Origin of the sequence: Hyphomicrobium facile (assembly GCF_900116175.1) — a bacterium.
Classification (GTDB): domain Bacteria; phylum Pseudomonadota; class Alphaproteobacteria; order Rhizobiales; family Hyphomicrobiaceae; genus Hyphomicrobium_B; species Hyphomicrobium_B facile.
In genome coordinates this window covers 37,122-52,709 of the sequence record NZ_FPCH01000004.1, presented here as the reverse complement: position 1 = coordinate 52,709, position 15,588 = coordinate 37,122, and the positions used below count along the sequence as shown (strand labels likewise).

The window sequence follows — 15,588 nt, the reverse complement described above, 5'->3', positions numbered from 1 at the left end:
ATGGCCCCACCGTCTGCTCACGACCCCGGCCCTCGCAGTTCTTTGGGCGCCGACGCGAAGACGGATGCACAGCTGACCGCTGGGCTCAAGCGGCTCGTCAGCGATGACGGCAAAACGGGATGGCGGCTCGGATCGCGGATCCGCAACGCTTTTCTGACCGGTCTCGTCATCGTCGGTCCGGTCACGATCACGCTTTGGATCATGTGGGGCGTCATCCATTGGATCGATGCCTGGATCAAGCCCCTTCTGCCGACGACGTTCAATCCCGATACGTATCTGCCGTTTCCGTTGCCGGGACTTGGGCTCGTCATCGCCATCGTCGGGCTGACGCTGATCGGCGCGCTCGCTGCCAACCTGCTCGGGCGGACGCTCGTCTCCTCGGGCGAGCTCATGATGTCGCGCACGCCGATCGTTCGCAACGTCTACGGGGCGCTGAAGCAGATTTTCGAGAGCGTCATCTCGACGACGGGCCCAAACTCGAGTTTCCAAAAGGTCGGGATGATCGAATTCCCGTCGAAGGAAATCTGGAGCCTCGTGTTCGTGACGGGCGAGACGACCGGCGAGATCAAGGACGCGAAGCCGGGCGGCGCCGAAGATCTTCTGACCGTTTTCATGCCGACCGGCATTGTGCCGCCCACCGGATTCATCTGCTTCGTACCGCGTGCGAACGTGGTGTTCCTGTCGATGACTGTCGAGGAAGCGGCGAAGATCGTTCTCTCGGGCGGCATCGTCATGCCGGACGTCGCGGAGAAGATGAAGCGGCTTGCGGCGGCGGAGAAGAAGGCGTCGCGTTTCCGTTTGGGCAGCGACAAGCCTGCTGCTTAGGCCGCGCGAAACAGGCGAACCGCTTCGTCGCATTCGAAGAGATAGAGCAGCGTTCTGAGCGCCTGACCGCGGGCCGAGACGAGGTTCGGATCTTTCTGGAGAATGAGTTCGGCGTCGTCATGGGCGGCTTCGAGCAGCGCCTCGCGGCCGGGGACCTCTGCAATCCGGAAGCCCGGCGCGCCGCTCTGCCGGGCGCCCAGGATTTCGCCGCCGCCGCGAAGTTCGAGATCTTTCTCGGCGATCTTAAAGCCGTCCTCGGTCTCTTCCATCATCTTCAGTCGCGCTTCGGCGGTTTCTCCGAGCGGCGCTTTGTAGAGCAGCATGCAGAACGATTCACGCGTGCCGCGGCCGACGCGGCCGCGCAGCTGATGAAGCTGGGCCAAGCCGAAGCGCTCGGCGTGCTCTATGACCATGATGTTGGCGTTTGGAACGTTGACGCCGACTTCGATGACGGTCGTCGCGACGAGAATTTTCAGATGGCCGGCGGCGAAGGCCGCCATAGTCTCGTCCTTCTCCTTGCCCGTCAGCCCTCCGTGCAGAAGGCCGACGCTTTCGCCGAAGATCTGGCGGAGATACGCAAACCGTTCTTCCGCGGCGGCGAGATCTGAAATCTCGGACGTTTCGATCAGCGGGCAGACCCAGTAGACCTGCGCGCCTTCTTCGAGCTGGACGCGAACGCGATCGATCAGGCGTTCCAGCAATTCCAGCGGCACAGCTTTGGTGACGACGGGTTTGCGTCCGGCGGGCTTTTCGGTGAGCTTCGAGACATCGAGATCGCCGTAGTGCGTCATCAGAAGCGTGCGCGGAATGGGTGTTGCGGTCATGACGAGGACGTTGGTGTCGCCGTTCGATCCTTTCGATTGCAGCGCCATGCGCTGGTGGACGCCGAAGCGGTGCTGCTCGTCGATCACGGCGACGGCGAGGTCCCTGAACTGGACGTCGGATTGAAAGAGCGCGTGCGTTCCGACCAGGATGTCGATCTCGCCAGTCGCGAGACGCGATAACACGGCCTCGCGGGCTTTGCCTTTTTCGCGGCCCGTGAGCAGGGCGATCCTCAGGCCTGCCGCGTCGGCAAGCGGTGCGATCGTCTCGATATGCTGGCGGGCGAGCACTTCGGTTGGCGCCATCAACGCGGCTTGCGCTCCGGCTTCAACGGCGACGGCCATCGCCATCAGCGCGACGACGGTTTTGCCGGAGCCCACGTCGCCCTGGAGCAGACGCAGCATCCGGTGGGGCGCGGCGAGGTCGTCCGCGATTTCGCCCAGTGCGCTCGTTTGCGATCCGGTGAGCGAAAACGGGAGTGCGGCGGCGATCTTCTCGCGGATTTTTCCGTTGCCGGACAGGCGGCGTCCGCGTTCCGTCTTCAGGTTTCGCCGGACGAGCGCGAATGCGAGCTGCCCAGCGAGGAGTTCGTCATAGGCGAGGCGTTGCCAAAACATGGCGCCGTTCGAGACGTCTTGCGCATCGCCCGGCCGATGGACGCGGACGACCGCTTCGTTGAACTTCGGCCAGTCTCGCGCTTCAAGCCAACTCGCCTCCTGCCACTCGGGAAGTTCCGGAACGCGTTCGACGGCCTGGCGCGCAGCTTTGAGCGCGATCTTTCCGGAGAGCCCCGCAGTCAGCGGATAGACCGGCTCCAGCAACGGCATCTCGTGACGGGCTTCGGGCGAGACGATGTAATCAGGATGCGACATCTGAAGCCGCTCGCCGTAGCGTTCGATGCGTCCGGAGACGTAGCGGATTTCGCCTTCGGGCAGCTGACGCTCGATGAATTTATGCTCGGCGTGGAAGAAGATGAGGTCGATGCGGCCCGTGTCGTCTTCGCACGTAACCTTGTACGGGGCCTTGGTGTTGCCGCGCGGCGAGGGCTTGTGCTTCAGCACCCTCAGTTCAAGCGTGACGATGGTTCCGGGGACGGCGGCTGCGAGCTCCGGCTGGCTGCGCCGGTCAATCACGCCGGTCGGCATGTGCCACAGCACATCGATGACACGGGGCTCGGAAACGCCGGGCGGCAGCGCCAGACATTTTTTCAAAAGCAGAATGAGGCGCGGGCCGATCCCGGCCAGGGTTTGCGCCGACGCGAAAAGCGGATTGAGAAAGGCTGGTCGCATCGTAGAATTAGGCTCGCCGTTGGCAGGTGTCGCGGGGCCGCTACCGTTGGTCGCGGCAATAAGCATCGCCGGGTGCGCTAGGCGCGGGGAGCAGTGGGCGGTATAGGAACCCTTCGCGAATGGCGCACCGTGACGGCCGGCCGGCGCTCAGTCAAGCTGCTGCCGACGCTTTTACCATTGCCATGCAACCCGGACTTCATATGACGGACGATCTCGAGGCGAGGAGGCGGCGTGCGTCCTATCGCGCTCACCACCGCGGCACCAAGGAAATGGACGTGCTGGTCGGGCGCTATGCTGATGACCGGCTTCCCTCCTATACTCCTGAACAGATCGAGCGCTTCGAGCGTTTCATGACAATTCCCGATCCCTCACTCCAGCAGTGGATCTTCTCCGGCCAGGGTTACAGCGGCATCGAATTCGAGGACCTGCTGAACGATATTCGGGCCTTCCATGGCCTTACGGCAGAGACGAGATAAGACGCATTAGATGACAACAAAAGTGCAAAACTCTCGCGCCGTATTTACGGGTGTTCCGGAAGGTTTTGACGGCCGCGTCGTTGCCGATATCACGAAGGCTGCGCGGACCGGCGATCAGCCCGGCCTGCACCTCCACATCGCGCGCGACGACCGCCGGCTCGATGAGCTTCAGGCGGCCGTTGCGTTTTTTGCTCCCGACATCGCCATCGTGCCGTTTCCGTCGTGGGATACCGTTCCTTACGACCGGACGAGCCCTAATCCCGAAATCGTGTCGAAGCGGATCACGGCGCTCGGAAAGCTTGCCGTCGGCGGACGCAAAAAGCCGACGCTGGTGCTGACGACCATCAATGCGATTTTGCAGCGCCTGCCGCCGCGGAGCTTCATTCGGGGCGCCGTCAAGACGATCGCGCCGGCGACGCGGCTCGATCCGGCGGATCTCATCAAGCGTCTCGAATCCTACGGCTACGACCGGTCGAGCACGGTCATGGAGCCCGGCGAATATGCGCAGCGCGGCGGCATCATCGATCTATATCCGCCTGGGCGGAGCAATCCCATCCGTCTCGATTTCTTCGGCGATACACTCGAGTCCATCAAGGCCTTCGACGCGGAGACGCAGCGCTCGCTGAAGCCGGTTCCGAAATTTTCGTTGATGCCCGTCAGCGAAGTCGCTTTCGGGGAAGCGGCGACGGCGTTGTTCCGGACGCGCTATGTCGCCCTGTTCGGCGGCAACACGGGCGACGATCCGCTTTATGAATCGGTCAGCAGCGGGCGGCGTTACGTCGGCCAGGAACACTGGCTGCCGTTCTTTCACCCTCACCTCGAGACGCTGTTCGACTATCTGCCGGGGGTTGGCGTCAGCTTCGATCATCTCGACGATGAAGCGATCGAGCGGCGCTTCGAGCAGATCCGCGAGCACTACGAGGCGCGCGTCGATTCACTCGAGGGCCAGCGCTTTGGCGCGCCGCCCTACAAGCCCGTGCCGCCCGACCAGATGTTTCTCGACGCCAAGGATTGGGCGGCGGCGCTCGGTTCGCGGACAGTCTCGCGTCTGACGCCGTTCGACGATCCCGGCGCGACTAACGTTTATTCGATGCACGGAAAGCGCGGGCGAACGTTCGCTGCCGAACGCGCCAATCCTGACGCCAACGTTTTCGATGCAGCGGTTGCGCATATCCGGCGCGTTCACGCGGAGAACCGCCGGGTCATTCTTGCGGCCTGGACGCCGGGGGCGCGCGAACGCCTGATTACGCTGCTCGAAGATCATGGTCTCGAGAACGCCGTGAAAGTAGAGAACTTCGCGGAAGTGCTTGCGCTCCCGCCCGGCGAGACGGCGTTCGCGGTGTTCGGAATCGAGGAAGGTTTCGAGACGCCGGATTTCGCGGTCGTTGCCGAACAGGACATTCTTGGCGACCGCCTGGTGCGCCAACGCCGTCGCGCCCGCAAGGCGGCGGACGTTCTCACAGAAGCGACGAGCCTCTCGGTCGGCGATCTCGTCGTTCACAGCGATCACGGTATCGGCCGGTTCTCAGGGCTCCAGACGATCACGGCGCTCGGGGCGCCGCACGACTGTCTCGAGCTGCAGTATGCCGGCGGCGACAAGCTGTTCCTGCCCGTCGAGAACATCGAGCTTCTGACGCGTTACGGTGCTGATGAAGGCGATGCCCAGCTCGACCGGCTCGGCGGCGTCGGCTGGCAGACACGCAAGGCGAAGCTCAAGAAGCGTCTTCGCGAGATCGCGAACGAGCTCATCAAGATCGCGGCGCTTCGGGCGCTGCGGGAAGCTCCGGTGCTCGTTCCGCCGACAGGTGCTTACGACGAGTTCGTCGCGCGGTTTCCCTATGAGGAGACGGAGGATCAGGCCGCCAGCATCGATGCGGTGCTCGGCGATCTCGCATCGGGCAAGCCGATGGACCGGCTCGTCTGTGGCGACGTCGGCTTCGGCAAGACGGAAGTCGCCATTCGCGCCGCATTCGTCGCGGCGATGAACGGTTTGCAGGTCGCCGTCGTCGTTCCGACGACGCTGCTTGCGCGGCAACATTTCCGCACGTTCACGCAGCGGTTCCAGGGCCTCCCCGTGAAAATCGCGCAGGCGTCGCGCATGGTTGGGACGAAGGAGCTTGCCGAGGTAAAGGCCGGAGTGAAATCCGGCGATATCGATATCGTCGTCGGTACGCATGCCTTGCTCGGCAAGGGTATAGAGTTCGCACGGCTCGGCCTTCTGATCATCGACGAAGAGCAGCACTTCGGCGTCAATCACAAAGAGCGCCTGAAGAAGATGCGCGAAGACGTGCATGTGCTGACGCTGTCTGCGACGCCGATTCCGCGCACGCTGCAGCTTGCCTTGACGGGCGTGCGCGAGCTTTCGCTGATCACCACGCCGCCCGTCGATCGTTTGGCGGTGCGGACATTCATCTCGCCATTCGATCCGGTCATTCTGAAAGAGGCGCTGCGGCGAGAGCGTTTCCGCGGCGGGCAGACGTATTACGTGGCGCCGCGGATTTCCGATCTCGATGAGATGTCCGAATTCCTCCGCGAGGCCGTGCCCGATCTCGTCTTCGCGCGTGCGACGGGTCAGATGACGCCGACGGAGCTCGAGGACGTGATGACGGCGTTCTACGAGGGCAAGTACGACATTCTACTGTCGACGGCGATCGTCGAGTCCGGCCTCGATGTGCCGAACGCCAATACGCTCATCGTTCACCGGGCCGATATGTTTGGCTTGGCGCAGCTCTATCAGCTTCGTGGGCGCGTCGGCCGTTCGAAGACGCGAGCCTATGCCTACATCACGACGCCGCCGGGACAGAAGCTCACCGAAGGCGCAGAAAAGCGGCTCAAGGTTCTGCAATCCCTCGATACGCTGGGTGCGGGTTTCTCGCTGGCATCGCACGATCTCGATATTCGTGGCGGCGGCAACCTTCTCGGCGAAGAGCAATCCGGCCACATCAAGGAGGTCGGTTTCGAACTCTACCAGTCGATGCTGGAAGAAGCCGTTTCGGCGATGAAGGGCGGGGATCTCGAAGCCGACGACAAGTGGAGCCCGGAGATCCAGCTCGGCACGTCGATCATGATTCCGGAAACGTACGTTGCCGATCTACAGCTTCGGCTTGGCCTTTACCGGCGACTGTCGAGCTTGGAGAAGCGGTCGGAGATCGATGCGTTCGCGGCGGAGCTTGTCGACCGGTTCGGTCCGCTGCCGCCCGAGGTCGAGCATCTTCTCGACGTCATGGAGATCAAGGGCCTTTGCCGCATGGCCGGCATCGCGAAGGTCGATGCGGGACCGAAGGGCGCTGTCATTACGCTGCACAAGGCGAAGTTTGCGAACCCGGAAGGGCTCATCGCATTCGTGCAGAATTCACGCGGCGCGCTCAAGGTGCAGCCCGATCAGCGCCTCGTCTATCGCTCCGATTGGGATTTGCCGGAGATGCGCCTGAAGGGCGTGAGAGCGGTCGTTCAGCAGTTCGCCGACATCGCGGCGAAGACGAAGAAGGCGGCTTAAGCCCGCTCGATCAGGGGCTCGTCGCGATGAGCGCGGCGAGGGCTTTGCGCTGCACCTTGCCATTGGGTGTCCGCGGGAGCCGATCGACGAAGACGATTTCACGCGGCACCTTGTAGGCTGCGAGGTGTTCGCTGGCGAATGCCTTGACCGCGGCGGCATTCTTCGGTGCCCCTTCAGTCGGAACCACGAAGGCGCCGATGATCGAAACGCCGCTTTTGACGCGGATTTCGGTGCAGGCGACTTCGGCGACGCCGGGGCATGGTGCGAGCGCGGATTCGATCTCGAGCGGCGAGACGCGATAGCCGCCCGCGTTCATCAGCTCGTTCACGCGGCCGAGGTGCGTGATGTAGCCATCGGCATCGAGGGAGCCCAGATCGCCGCCGATAAACCATTCGCCGCGGTACACTTCCGCTTCTTCGTCCGGGCGGTTCCAATAGCCAAGCATCATGCCCGGATCGGAACGGTGGACGGCGATCAGACCTTCCTGTCCCGGAGGGAGCGGCTCGCTTCCGCCCCCGGTGGGGATGATCGCAACGCGCCGTCCTGCTTGAGGTTTGCCGACGGTTCCCGGACGATACGGAACGTCGGGGCCGGTCGAGATGTAGGTCGATATTTCGCTCATGCCGAGTGCTTCGTAGAGCGGTAGGCCAGTGGCGCTGCCCCAATCTTCGACGAGGCCTGGTGGCGGTGTTTCTCCGCCCATCAAGCCGTGGCGCAACTTGCCGAGTGAGCCGGGCGTGGGGCGCGCGTATTTCAATATCTGGCGGAATACGCCCGGGACGGCGGCGAAGAGGGTTGCCCCCGTTGCCGCGATGATGGCCGGCCAAAGCTCGGGAGATTTCTTTCCGGTGCAAACGATGGCTGTCGCGCCGTTCGCCCATGGGTCTGTCAGACCGACGCCGAGCGTGAATGTCCAGTTGAACCCGCCGGCGTGGAGCATCCGGTCATCAGCGGTGATGCCGAACCACCCTTGATACATGGGCCGGCGTCCCATGGCCGAGCGATGGGCGTGCAGAACGCCTTTGGGCTTTGCTGTCGTGCCCGACGTATAGATCAGGAATGCCGGATCGTCCGCATTGGTCGCTGCATAATCGGCTCGTTCGGACGTGCGGATGAGGGATGCTATATCTTCGGCTGAGAATTCGATGATGCCGGGTGCGATGCCGGCCGCCAATGGTTCGAAGGTTGCGATGGCCGAGGCGCCGCTATCCTCAAGCAGCGCCTTCAGTTCCGGAGCGGTCAACTGATCGGAAAGCGGCAGCGCGACGAAGCCGCCCGCAATCGCCGCGAAGAACAGAAGCGCCGATTGGCTCGAATTTCCGAGACGGATGGCAACTCTTTCGCCGGGCTTCAGGCCGCGTCCGGCCAGTCCGGCTGCGAGCCGAAGAACGGCATCCTCGATCTCCGCGAACGACCACGTCTCCAACGGGCTTTCAGGCTTCTGGGTATCGTAGACGAGCAGGGCTGTTTTTGACGGCGTTTGATGCGCGGCTCCGCCAATGGCGTATTTCGCCATGTTCAACGGATTGTTGGAGCTCGATGTCATTTTCCCTCGATCCACCACGTATCGACGGCATATCCGAAGATCGGCGTCTTATCCGGATGCTTGAGACGCGCCCAGTAGGCGACCCACTGCCGGGGCGTATAAAACAGGGGGACGACGTAGTCACCTGAAAGCAGCACGCGATCGAGGGCGCGGACGGACGATACGAAATCCGTCTCGCTGTCGGCCGCCAGCATGCTCTCGATCATGGCGTCGGCGGCGGGATTGCGGACGCCCGCGAAATTATAGGAGCCTTTGGAATCCGCCGTCTTGGCGGACCATCGGAACAGCTGTTCGTTGCCGGGCGAAAGCGACGACGGCCACGAATTCTGGATCATGTCGAAGTCGAAGCTCGACAGGCGCTGTTGATATTGGGCGCTATCGACGACGCGCACCCGGACGGAGATGCCAAGCGGTGCGAGGCTGCGGGCATAGCTCAGCAGCAGAGCTTCCTGGGCGTTGCTGTTGGCGAGAATTTCGAAGGCGAGCTGTTTTCCCGTCTTGGGATCGATCATACGGCCGTCTTTGAGAACCAGGCCTGCTTCGGTCAGCAGCGCAAAGGCGGCCTTCTGGTTGGGCCGATTTTGGCCGCTGCCGTCAGACCCCGGGAATCTGTAAGTGCCCTCCATGAATTCCGGCCGGACGGCATCGGGGAAGGGCGCGAGGAGCGAGCGTTCCCGTGCGTCCGCCTGGTGGCCGGTCGACGCCAGATATGAGCGTTCGAAGTAGCTCTCGGTTCGTTTGAACAGGCCGTTGTAAAGGACCCGATTGCTCCATTCGAAGTCGAAGAGCATCATCAGGGCGCGGCGCACGCGCGGGTCGGCAAAGATCGGGCGGCGCGTGTTGAAGACGAACGCCGTCATGCCGGCGGGGAGGCCGATGTCAAATTCGGCTTTGACGATGCGGCCGTCGTGAACCGGCGGGATGTCGTAGCCGCCAGCCCAACGGCCTGGGTCGTCTTCGAGCCTCAGATCGAGATTGCCGGACTTGAAGGCTTCGAACATGACGGAGGCGTCGCGGAAATAGTCGAAGCGGATATCGTCGAAATTGAAGCGGCCGCGATTGACGGGAAGGTCTTTGCCCCAATAGTCCGGATCGCGGCGATAGCTGATCGATCTCCCCGCATCGATGTTTGAAACCGTATAGGGGCCGGAGCCGAGGAGGGGTTTCATCCCGGCGGTTTCGAATTGCTCCGGCGTCATGTCGCGGGCGGCGAAGACCGGCATCAGGCCGAGGATCAGCGGCAGCTCGCGGTCGGTTGCATCTTGAAACGTGAACTTGACGCCGCGCTCGCCGACTTTCTCGGCGCTAGTGACCTTTGCAAAATAGGTTCGGTGGTTAGGACGGCCTTTCTCCTTCAGCAGCGCGAACGATTTGACGACGTCTTCCGGGGTGACCGGCTGACGATCGGAAAAGCGCGCCGCGGGATTGATCGTGAACGTCACCGATTTGCGGTCGTCGGCGACATCGATTGAATCGGCCAAGAGGCCGTAGAGCGTGAACGGTTCGTCGAGGCTGCGCGCCATCAGCGCTTCGACGACGAATTCCCGGATGCCCGATGCGGGCGTTCCCTGCACGATGAGCGGGTTCACGCTCTCGTAGGAACCCAATACCCCGAGGGTCAGAGTGCCGCCTTTTGGGGCCTCGGGGTTCACATAGGGAAAGGCGGTGAAGTCTTTATCGAGAAGCGGGGCGCCATGAAGCGCGATCGAACTCTGTGGCGCGGCGTTCGCCGGGAGCCCCGCGGTCAAAACACTCAACAATAAGAGGATAAACTTCCCGAATGACATTGCCGGTACCTGAAATGCTTTCACCGGCTTGTTACTACGCGATAATCCCGGCAGTGTGGCGCTAACGGACAGCGCGACTTCAGGTCTTCTAACGGGGCTGAGCGGGGGCTGTCCAGCTTGTCGCAGTTGCCGACGAGCAACGATGGCCGACAGCGAGCCGTGGCCCCCAATTGCGCTGGACCGCGGTCACGTGATTGCCGTAATCCGAGCCTTACTCGGCGCCGGATCGGCAGTACAGTGCCGGGTCTGCGCAGGCTTGGTGGCGAGCTTTTGACGCACGGCGATGAACTTAGGGGTAGACGCCGGTGAGGCCGGCACAACGAATAAAGCGAGGATTTTTAGGTTGATGGCAAACGCACTATTGCGCGCGGGCGGCAGGGCGCTCGTATCGGCAGTAGCGGTTGCGGCGGTGATGTCCGCTGCGTCCGCTTGGGCCCAAGATGCAGCGAAACCGGCTGCACCGAAAAAAGCTCAGCCGGCTGCTGCGGCACCGGCGGCAGGAACGCCTGCGGCCAACGGAGCGGCTGCTGCTTCTCCCAAGAGCGCCTGGGTGAAACTTTGCGAGAAAGCACCTATCGAAAAGAAGGGTCCGGACGGCAAGGAAGTGAAGGAAGAGAAGTCTCTCTGCCTCACGCATCATGAGCGTCTCGACGGCAATACCGGCATGGTTCTCGTTTCGGCAGCCATTCGCGAAGTCGAAGGCTCCGACAAGAAGTCTCTGATGATCATGGTTCCGCTCGGGATGGCGATCCCTCCGGGTGTCCGCGCTGCGATCTACACGAAAGACCAGTGGGCGGCTGCGTCCAAGAACGAGAAGATCGATGAGAAGGCCTTGAAGCCCATCGAACTTCATTATGCGCTTTGCCATCCGGCTGGATGCACGGCCGAAACGGAAGCCACAGCAGATATTCTCGACCAGATGTCGAAGGGCGGCGGTCTCATGGTGCTTGCCATGAACGCAGCGGCCCAGCCGATCGGCTTCCCGGTTCCTCTCGACGGCTATAACGAAGCCGCCGCTGGACCTCCGGTCGACAACAAGAAGTATGCCGAGGCTCGCAGCCAGCTGATGCAGCAGATTCGTCAGCGTCAGCAGCAGATGGCCGAGAAGTGGAAGGAAGACCAGATGAAGAACCTGCCGCTCGATGGGCCTGGTGCTCCTCCGACCACGACGAGTTCGACGAAGGCGCCGGCAGCGGCACCTGCAAAGCCGAAGCAGTAAGGCCTTCTGGTTTTCAAGCTTTGGACCGCCCCGGATGATAAATCCGGGGCGGTTTTTTTATCGGTGTTTTGCTGATCTAGTTCGTCGAGCCGGGACGAAGGCGATAGCCGCCATTTCCGTCCTTCAGGAAACGCTCACCGATATCGGGGTGACGGAGCGGCGCGTCATTGTCGTCCAGCAGCAGGTTCTGTTCCGAGACGTATGCGAGATAGGTCGTCTCGGCGTTTTCTGCGTAGAGATGATAGTAGGGCTGGTCTTTCCGAGGCCTGACTTCCTCGGGGATGGATAGCCACCACTCCTCGGTGTTTGCAAACTCCGGATCGATATCGAAGATCAGTCCGCGAAATGGATAGAGTCGATGCCGGACCACTTGGCCGATCGCGAACTTGGCGTGTTTGATATCGTTCATGGCATTTTTAATGTGTGGCGGCCCGGATCGCGGCGCAAGTCCAACTGCGGAGATCAGAGCGCGCCGTAAAGCGCAGCACGCTCCGGGTCCTTTGACGCGACGATCTTTGCAAGATCGACGATGACCTTGGCCTGTTTCCAGGTCGCATCGTCCTGCATCTTGCCGTCGAGCATGACGGCGCCGGTTCCGTCGGGCATGGCGTCGATAATGCGCTTTGCGAATTTGACTTCGGCCGTATCCGGCGAGAACACGCGCTTGGCGATTTCGATCTGTGACGGGTGCAGCGACCAGGCGCCGAGACAACCCTGCAGAAACGCATTCCGGAACTGGGCCTCGCAGGCGGCGAGATCCGAGAAGTCGCCGAACGGGCCGTAGAACGGCTTCAGACCGTAGGCGAGGCAGGCGTCGACCATCTTGCCGACGGTGTAATGCCAGAGGTCCTGCTGATAGAACGCGCGTGCTGCGCCGGGGTTATCTTTCTGTGCGTCCGCGAGGACGCCGTAATCGGGGTGGCCACCGCCGACACGCGTCGTTTTCATGCCGCGCGAGGCTGCGAGATCGGCGGGCCCAAGGCTCATGCCGTGCATTCGCGGAGAGGCGGCTGCGATCGCTTCGACGTTGTTCACGCCCTCGGCAGTCTCGAGAATGGCGTGGATCAAGATCGGCTTCTTGACGCCGTGTTTCGCTTCGAGCTGGGCCAGAAGCTGATCGAGATAGTGGATGTCCCACGGTCCTTCGACCTTCGGCAGCATGATGACGTCGAGCTTGTTGCCGACGTTGGCGACGATCTCGGTCACGTCGTCGAGCACCCAGGGTGAATTGAGGCAGTTGATGCGGGTCCACACGCCGGTCGATCCGAAATCGGTGTCACGGACCATCTGGATGAAGCCTTTGCGGGCGTTTTCCTTCTGATCGAGCGGCACCGCGTCCTCGAGATTGCCGAGCACCACGTCAACCTGGGACGCCAGTTCCTTGATCTTGGCGCGGATTTTCTCGTTATGCGGCGGCACGAAATGGATCATGCGCTCGAGCGTGACGGGAAGGGCCCGGTAGGGTTCCGGGGCGCCGATGGCGAGGGGCGAGAAATGCTTGGCGGGTGTGCGCGTCGAAGCCATCGGCAGCTATCCTATTCAAAGGCTTGGAAGATAGGCCGCCACCATTGTGGGGTCGGTGTCCCGCTGTCAACGGGGCACTCTTTCCTGTGGCTCGTCCCTAGGACCCGGGGGGGGAGCGCTTACCGCCGTGTGCGATGCACCGGTGCGAAAAAGTCGGTGCCGTCGATCCGAAGAAAGAGAGGCGCTTTGGCACGCTCCGTAGCTGGAGTTCTGATCGACCGGTCCGGCATGGGAGGTGCCTTAGTCCTCCGACGGTAAAGGCTTCTCCAACTGAGCTAGATAGGACCGTTCGCAGCGTCCATGGCAGCGTCCAAGCTCAGAACATGGCCGGCCTTCGGGATTTGTGCGAGCGTTGGGGCCGCACTTGACAGCACAAGAGGCAAATCGATCGCTGTCGCGGCTGCAACTTTTCGCAAGCCCTCGTTCAACATGTTCTTGCCGCTCTTCGATATTTCGGATGCGCTCAATCATTGGCGGAACTCGCACACGCTGATAAATCCTGCGATCCTGCGCAAAGGCTCGCTTTCAGGCTCGGGTGCCGACGAACAGCATCGCCCGTGACCTCGACGCCTTGGCTTCGCGTTTGTCGCGCCAAGTCCTCATCTTGGCAGTACGGCGTAGAAAGTTGACCGGTTGGCAACACTTGGAACGTGCCGTTGCAGAGAATGTGTGCGTTGGCCGGCGCGGGTAGAACCAGTGCGGTAGCCAGCACACAGAATAGAAAATTCCTGATCATCGCGTCCTCTCCTGACTAAGTTGTCGAAGGTTGAGACTCGACGGCCGCGAATTTTATTCCAGGCTGGCCACGACTTTCGGTTCTGTTCTCGCGCTGACGCTTGAAATCGTCGGCAGGAGAGCCGACAAGTGCCATGTTCCGAAAGCGGAGCCACGGACGCGGTCCGGTTTGAAGTGCCCGATTTCGAGATAAATGAGGGCCGGATGCTCGAGGTATCCAACCAGCCGCCGCCACTCGAGAACTACGATCTCTTTTCGAGCGATCCCGTCCTCCGCGCGGCGCTGGTGCGCGAGCATGGGGGCTCAGCGCTGGACGATCTTTCAACGCTCGGTCGGCAACTCGGTACGGCAGAGATGATCGCCGCCGGGGCGGAGGCCAATCGCAACAGCCCTGTTCTCAAATCGTTCGACCGGTACGGTCACAGGATCGACGAGGTCGAGTTTCACGCGAGCTGGCACAAACTTCTCGGCCTCGCGTTGAACGCGGGACTGCATTCCGGTCCATGGGTGAAGCCGCGAAAGGGCGCGCATGTTACTCGCGCGGCCGGTTGCTACATGCTGGCCCAGATTGAAAGCGGCGTTTATTGCCCTGTCTCGATGACGTATGCGGCCGTGGCGACGCTCTCGCATTCGCCGCCGCTCGCGGCTGAATGGCTGCCGCGCATTTATTCGCGCGTCTACGATCCGAGTTTCAGACCGGCGGCGGAGAAGACGTCGGCGTTGATCGGCATGGGGATGACCGAAAATCAGGGCGGATCGGATCTGCGTGCGAACGTCACGCGCGCCGTTCCTTACGCGAGCGAGGGGAACCGCCGCTTCTACCGCATCAAGGGGCACAAATGGTTCATGTCGGCGCCGATGTCGGATGCCTTCCTGATCCTGGCGCAGACCGGAGCCGGGCCGAGCTGCTTCCTGGTTCCGAGGTGGACGCCGGAGGGCAAGAGGAATGCGATCCATATTCGCCGCCTCAAAGACAAGCTCGGGAACCGCTCGAACGCGTCGAGCGAGGTTGAACTCGATGGCGCTCATGGGGAACTGGTCGGTGAGGAAGGCCGCGGAATCCCAACCATCATCGAAATGGGAAATTACACGCGCCTCGATTGCGCCATTGGAACCTCGGGGCTGATGCGGCAAGGCCTCGCGCAGGCGGTGCATCACGCCCGCTACCGACGCGCATTTCAGAAGCTGTTGATCGATCAGGCTCTCATGACGAACGTTCTCGCCGACCTCGCCATTGAATCCGAGGCCGCAACCGTTCTGACCATGCGGCTCTCCCGGGCCTATGACGAGAATGATGAGGCAGCGTTGGCGTTTCGCCGCGTCGTGACGCCCGCCGCAAAATTCTGGATTTGCAAACGCGGTCCGGCTTTTGCCGCCGAAGCGATGGAGGTGCTCGGGGGAAACGGCTACGTCGAAGAGTTCAATCTGGCGCGGATCTACAGGGAAACACCGCTCAATTCGATTTGGGAGGGCTCCGGGAATGTCATGTGTCTCGACGTGTTGCGTGCGTTGACGCGAACGCCGGCCGCCGTCGCGATGCTGTTGGATGAGGTCGTCGAACCTGCGACGGCTGATCCGCGCCTAAGGGCGCATCTCGTGCGACTACAGGGGGAAGCGAAGCAGCTGGACGAAGCGGGGGCGCGTTCGTTCGTCCGCGATCTCGTCCTCGCGTTACAGGCGGCGTTGCTCATTCGCTATTCGTCAGCTGACGTTGCGGATGCGTTTTGCGCCACGCGATTGGCGGGTGACGGCGGCGCGTTCGGTCTTCTTCCCGCGGGCACCAACGCGCGGGCCATCGTCGACCGGGCGGCCCCAGCGTTCAGTCGATAAGCTTGTCGCGAGGATTAGCTGGTGCAACCTGTCCCAATC

Annotated in this window: 11 protein-coding genes; 6 read left to right on the top strand and 5 right to left on the bottom strand. The window is 62.1% G+C overall.

What is annotated here, in order from left to right:
* Positions 1 to 825 (top strand): DUF502 domain-containing protein, encoded by an 825-nt coding sequence (locus BM399_RS18315; protein ID WP_092869250.1) that lies wholly within the window; start codon positions 1 to 3, stop codon positions 823 to 825.
* Here BM399_RS18315 and recG read toward each other — a convergent pair.
* Complete coding sequence (gene recG / locus BM399_RS18310; RefSeq protein WP_092869249.1) at positions 822 to 2,936, bottom strand: ATP-dependent DNA helicase RecG; 2,115 nt, start codon at positions 2,934 to 2,936, stop codon at positions 822 to 824. The genes BM399_RS18315 and recG overlap by 4 nt on opposite strands.
* Positions 2,937 to 3,055: 119 nt before the next feature.
* Here recG and BM399_RS18305 point away from each other — a divergent pair, with 119 nt between their 5' ends.
* Both BM399_RS18305 and mfd read left to right on the top strand, forming a co-directional pair.
* Positions 3,056 to 3,412, top strand: a complete 357-nt coding sequence (locus BM399_RS18305) for an FAD assembly factor SdhE (protein ID WP_244531359.1) — start codon at positions 3,056 to 3,058, stop codon at positions 3,410 to 3,412.
* Positions 3,413 to 3,422: 10 nt separating this feature from the next.
* Positions 3,423 to 6,908: a transcription-repair coupling factor gene (mfd, locus tag BM399_RS18300; protein ID WP_092869248.1), complete on the top strand. Its 3,486-nt coding sequence runs from the start codon at positions 3,423 to 3,425 to the stop codon at positions 6,906 to 6,908.
* Positions 6,909 to 6,918: 10 nt separating this feature from the next.
* On the opposite strand, the gene BM399_RS18295 is transcribed toward mfd, so the two are convergent.
* Positions 6,919 to 8,454, bottom strand: a complete 1,536-nt coding sequence (locus tag BM399_RS18295; protein ID WP_092869247.1) for a class I adenylate-forming enzyme family protein — start codon at positions 8,452 to 8,454, stop codon at positions 6,919 to 6,921.
* Complete coding sequence (locus BM399_RS18290) at positions 8,451 to 10,241, bottom strand: extracellular solute-binding protein (RefSeq protein WP_092869246.1); 1,791 nt, start codon at positions 10,239 to 10,241, stop codon at positions 8,451 to 8,453. Before BM399_RS18290 ends, BM399_RS18295 begins: the two co-directional genes overlap by 4 nt.
* Before the next feature lie 346 nt (positions 10,242 to 10,587).
* Between BM399_RS18290 and BM399_RS18285 the strand changes: the two genes are divergently transcribed.
* Positions 10,588 to 11,460: an invasion associated locus B family protein gene (locus BM399_RS18285; RefSeq protein ID WP_092869245.1), complete on the top strand. Its 873-nt coding sequence runs from the start codon at positions 10,588 to 10,590 to the stop codon at positions 11,458 to 11,460.
* 76 nt (positions 11,461 to 11,536) lie between these two features.
* Here the strand turns inward: BM399_RS18285 and hspQ are convergent, their stop codons facing one another.
* Together hspQ and BM399_RS18275 are read right to left on the bottom strand one after the other, a co-directional pair.
* Positions 11,537 to 11,869, bottom strand: coding sequence for a heat shock protein HspQ (gene hspQ / locus BM399_RS18280; protein ID WP_092869244.1), 333 nt, complete (start codon positions 11,867 to 11,869; stop codon positions 11,537 to 11,539).
* Between the two features lie 53 nt (positions 11,870 to 11,922).
* Positions 11,923 to 12,984: an HpcH/HpaI aldolase/citrate lyase family protein gene (locus BM399_RS18275; RefSeq protein WP_092869243.1), complete on the bottom strand. Its 1,062-nt coding sequence runs from the start codon at positions 12,982 to 12,984 to the stop codon at positions 11,923 to 11,925.
* Positions 12,985 to 13,284: 300 nt separating this feature from the next.
* Between BM399_RS18275 and BM399_RS20995 the strand changes: the two genes are divergently transcribed.
* On the top strand, positions 13,285 to 13,545 hold the full coding sequence (locus tag BM399_RS20995) for a hypothetical protein (RefSeq protein ID WP_143117865.1): 261 nt from the start codon (positions 13,285 to 13,287) through the stop codon (positions 13,543 to 13,545).
* A gap of 378 nt (positions 13,546 to 13,923) precedes the next feature.
* Positions 13,924 to 15,549 carry an isovaleryl-CoA dehydrogenase gene (locus BM399_RS18270; RefSeq protein WP_092869242.1) on the top strand — a complete coding sequence of 542 codons (1,626 nt, stop codon included), beginning with the start codon at positions 13,924 to 13,926 and terminating at the stop codon, positions 15,547 to 15,549.
* Positions 15,550 to 15,588 lie beyond the last annotated feature (39 nt).

Bases quoted from the DNA above. Each gene is read 5' to 3' on its own strand.
- recG (WP_092869249.1), bottom strand. From the start codon at position 2,936: ATGCGACCAGCCTTTCTCAATCCGCTTTTCGCGTCGGCGCAAACCCTG.
- BM399_RS18305 (WP_244531359.1), top strand. From the start codon at position 3,056: ATGGCGCACCGTGACGGCCGGCCGGCGCTCAGTCAAGCTGCTGCCGAC.
- BM399_RS18295 (WP_092869247.1), bottom strand. From the start codon at position 8,454: ATGACATCGAGCTCCAACAATCCGTTGAACATGGCGAAATACGCCATT.
- BM399_RS18290 (WP_092869246.1), bottom strand. From the start codon at position 10,241: ATGTCATTCGGGAAGTTTATCCTCTTATTGTTGAGTGTTTTGACCGCG.
- BM399_RS18270 (WP_092869242.1), top strand. From the start codon at position 13,924: ATGCTCGAGGTATCCAACCAGCCGCCGCCACTCGAGAACTACGATCTC.
- BM399_RS20995 (WP_143117865.1), top strand. From the start codon at position 13,285: ATGGCAGCGTCCAAGCTCAGAACATGGCCGGCCTTCGGGATTTGTGCG.
- mfd (WP_092869248.1), top strand. From the start codon at position 3,423: ATGACAACAAAAGTGCAAAACTCTCGCGCCGTATTTACGGGTGTTCCG.
- BM399_RS18285 (WP_092869245.1), top strand. From the start codon at position 10,588: ATGGCAAACGCACTATTGCGCGCGGGCGGCAGGGCGCTCGTATCGGCA.
- hspQ (WP_092869244.1), bottom strand. From the start codon at position 11,869: ATGAACGATATCAAACACGCCAAGTTCGCGATCGGCCAAGTGGTCCGG.
- BM399_RS18315 (WP_092869250.1), top strand. From the start codon at position 1: ATGGCCCCACCGTCTGCTCACGACCCCGGCCCTCGCAGTTCTTTGGGC.
- BM399_RS18275 (WP_092869243.1), bottom strand. From the start codon at position 12,984: ATGGCTTCGACGCGCACACCCGCCAAGCATTTCTCGCCCCTCGCCATC.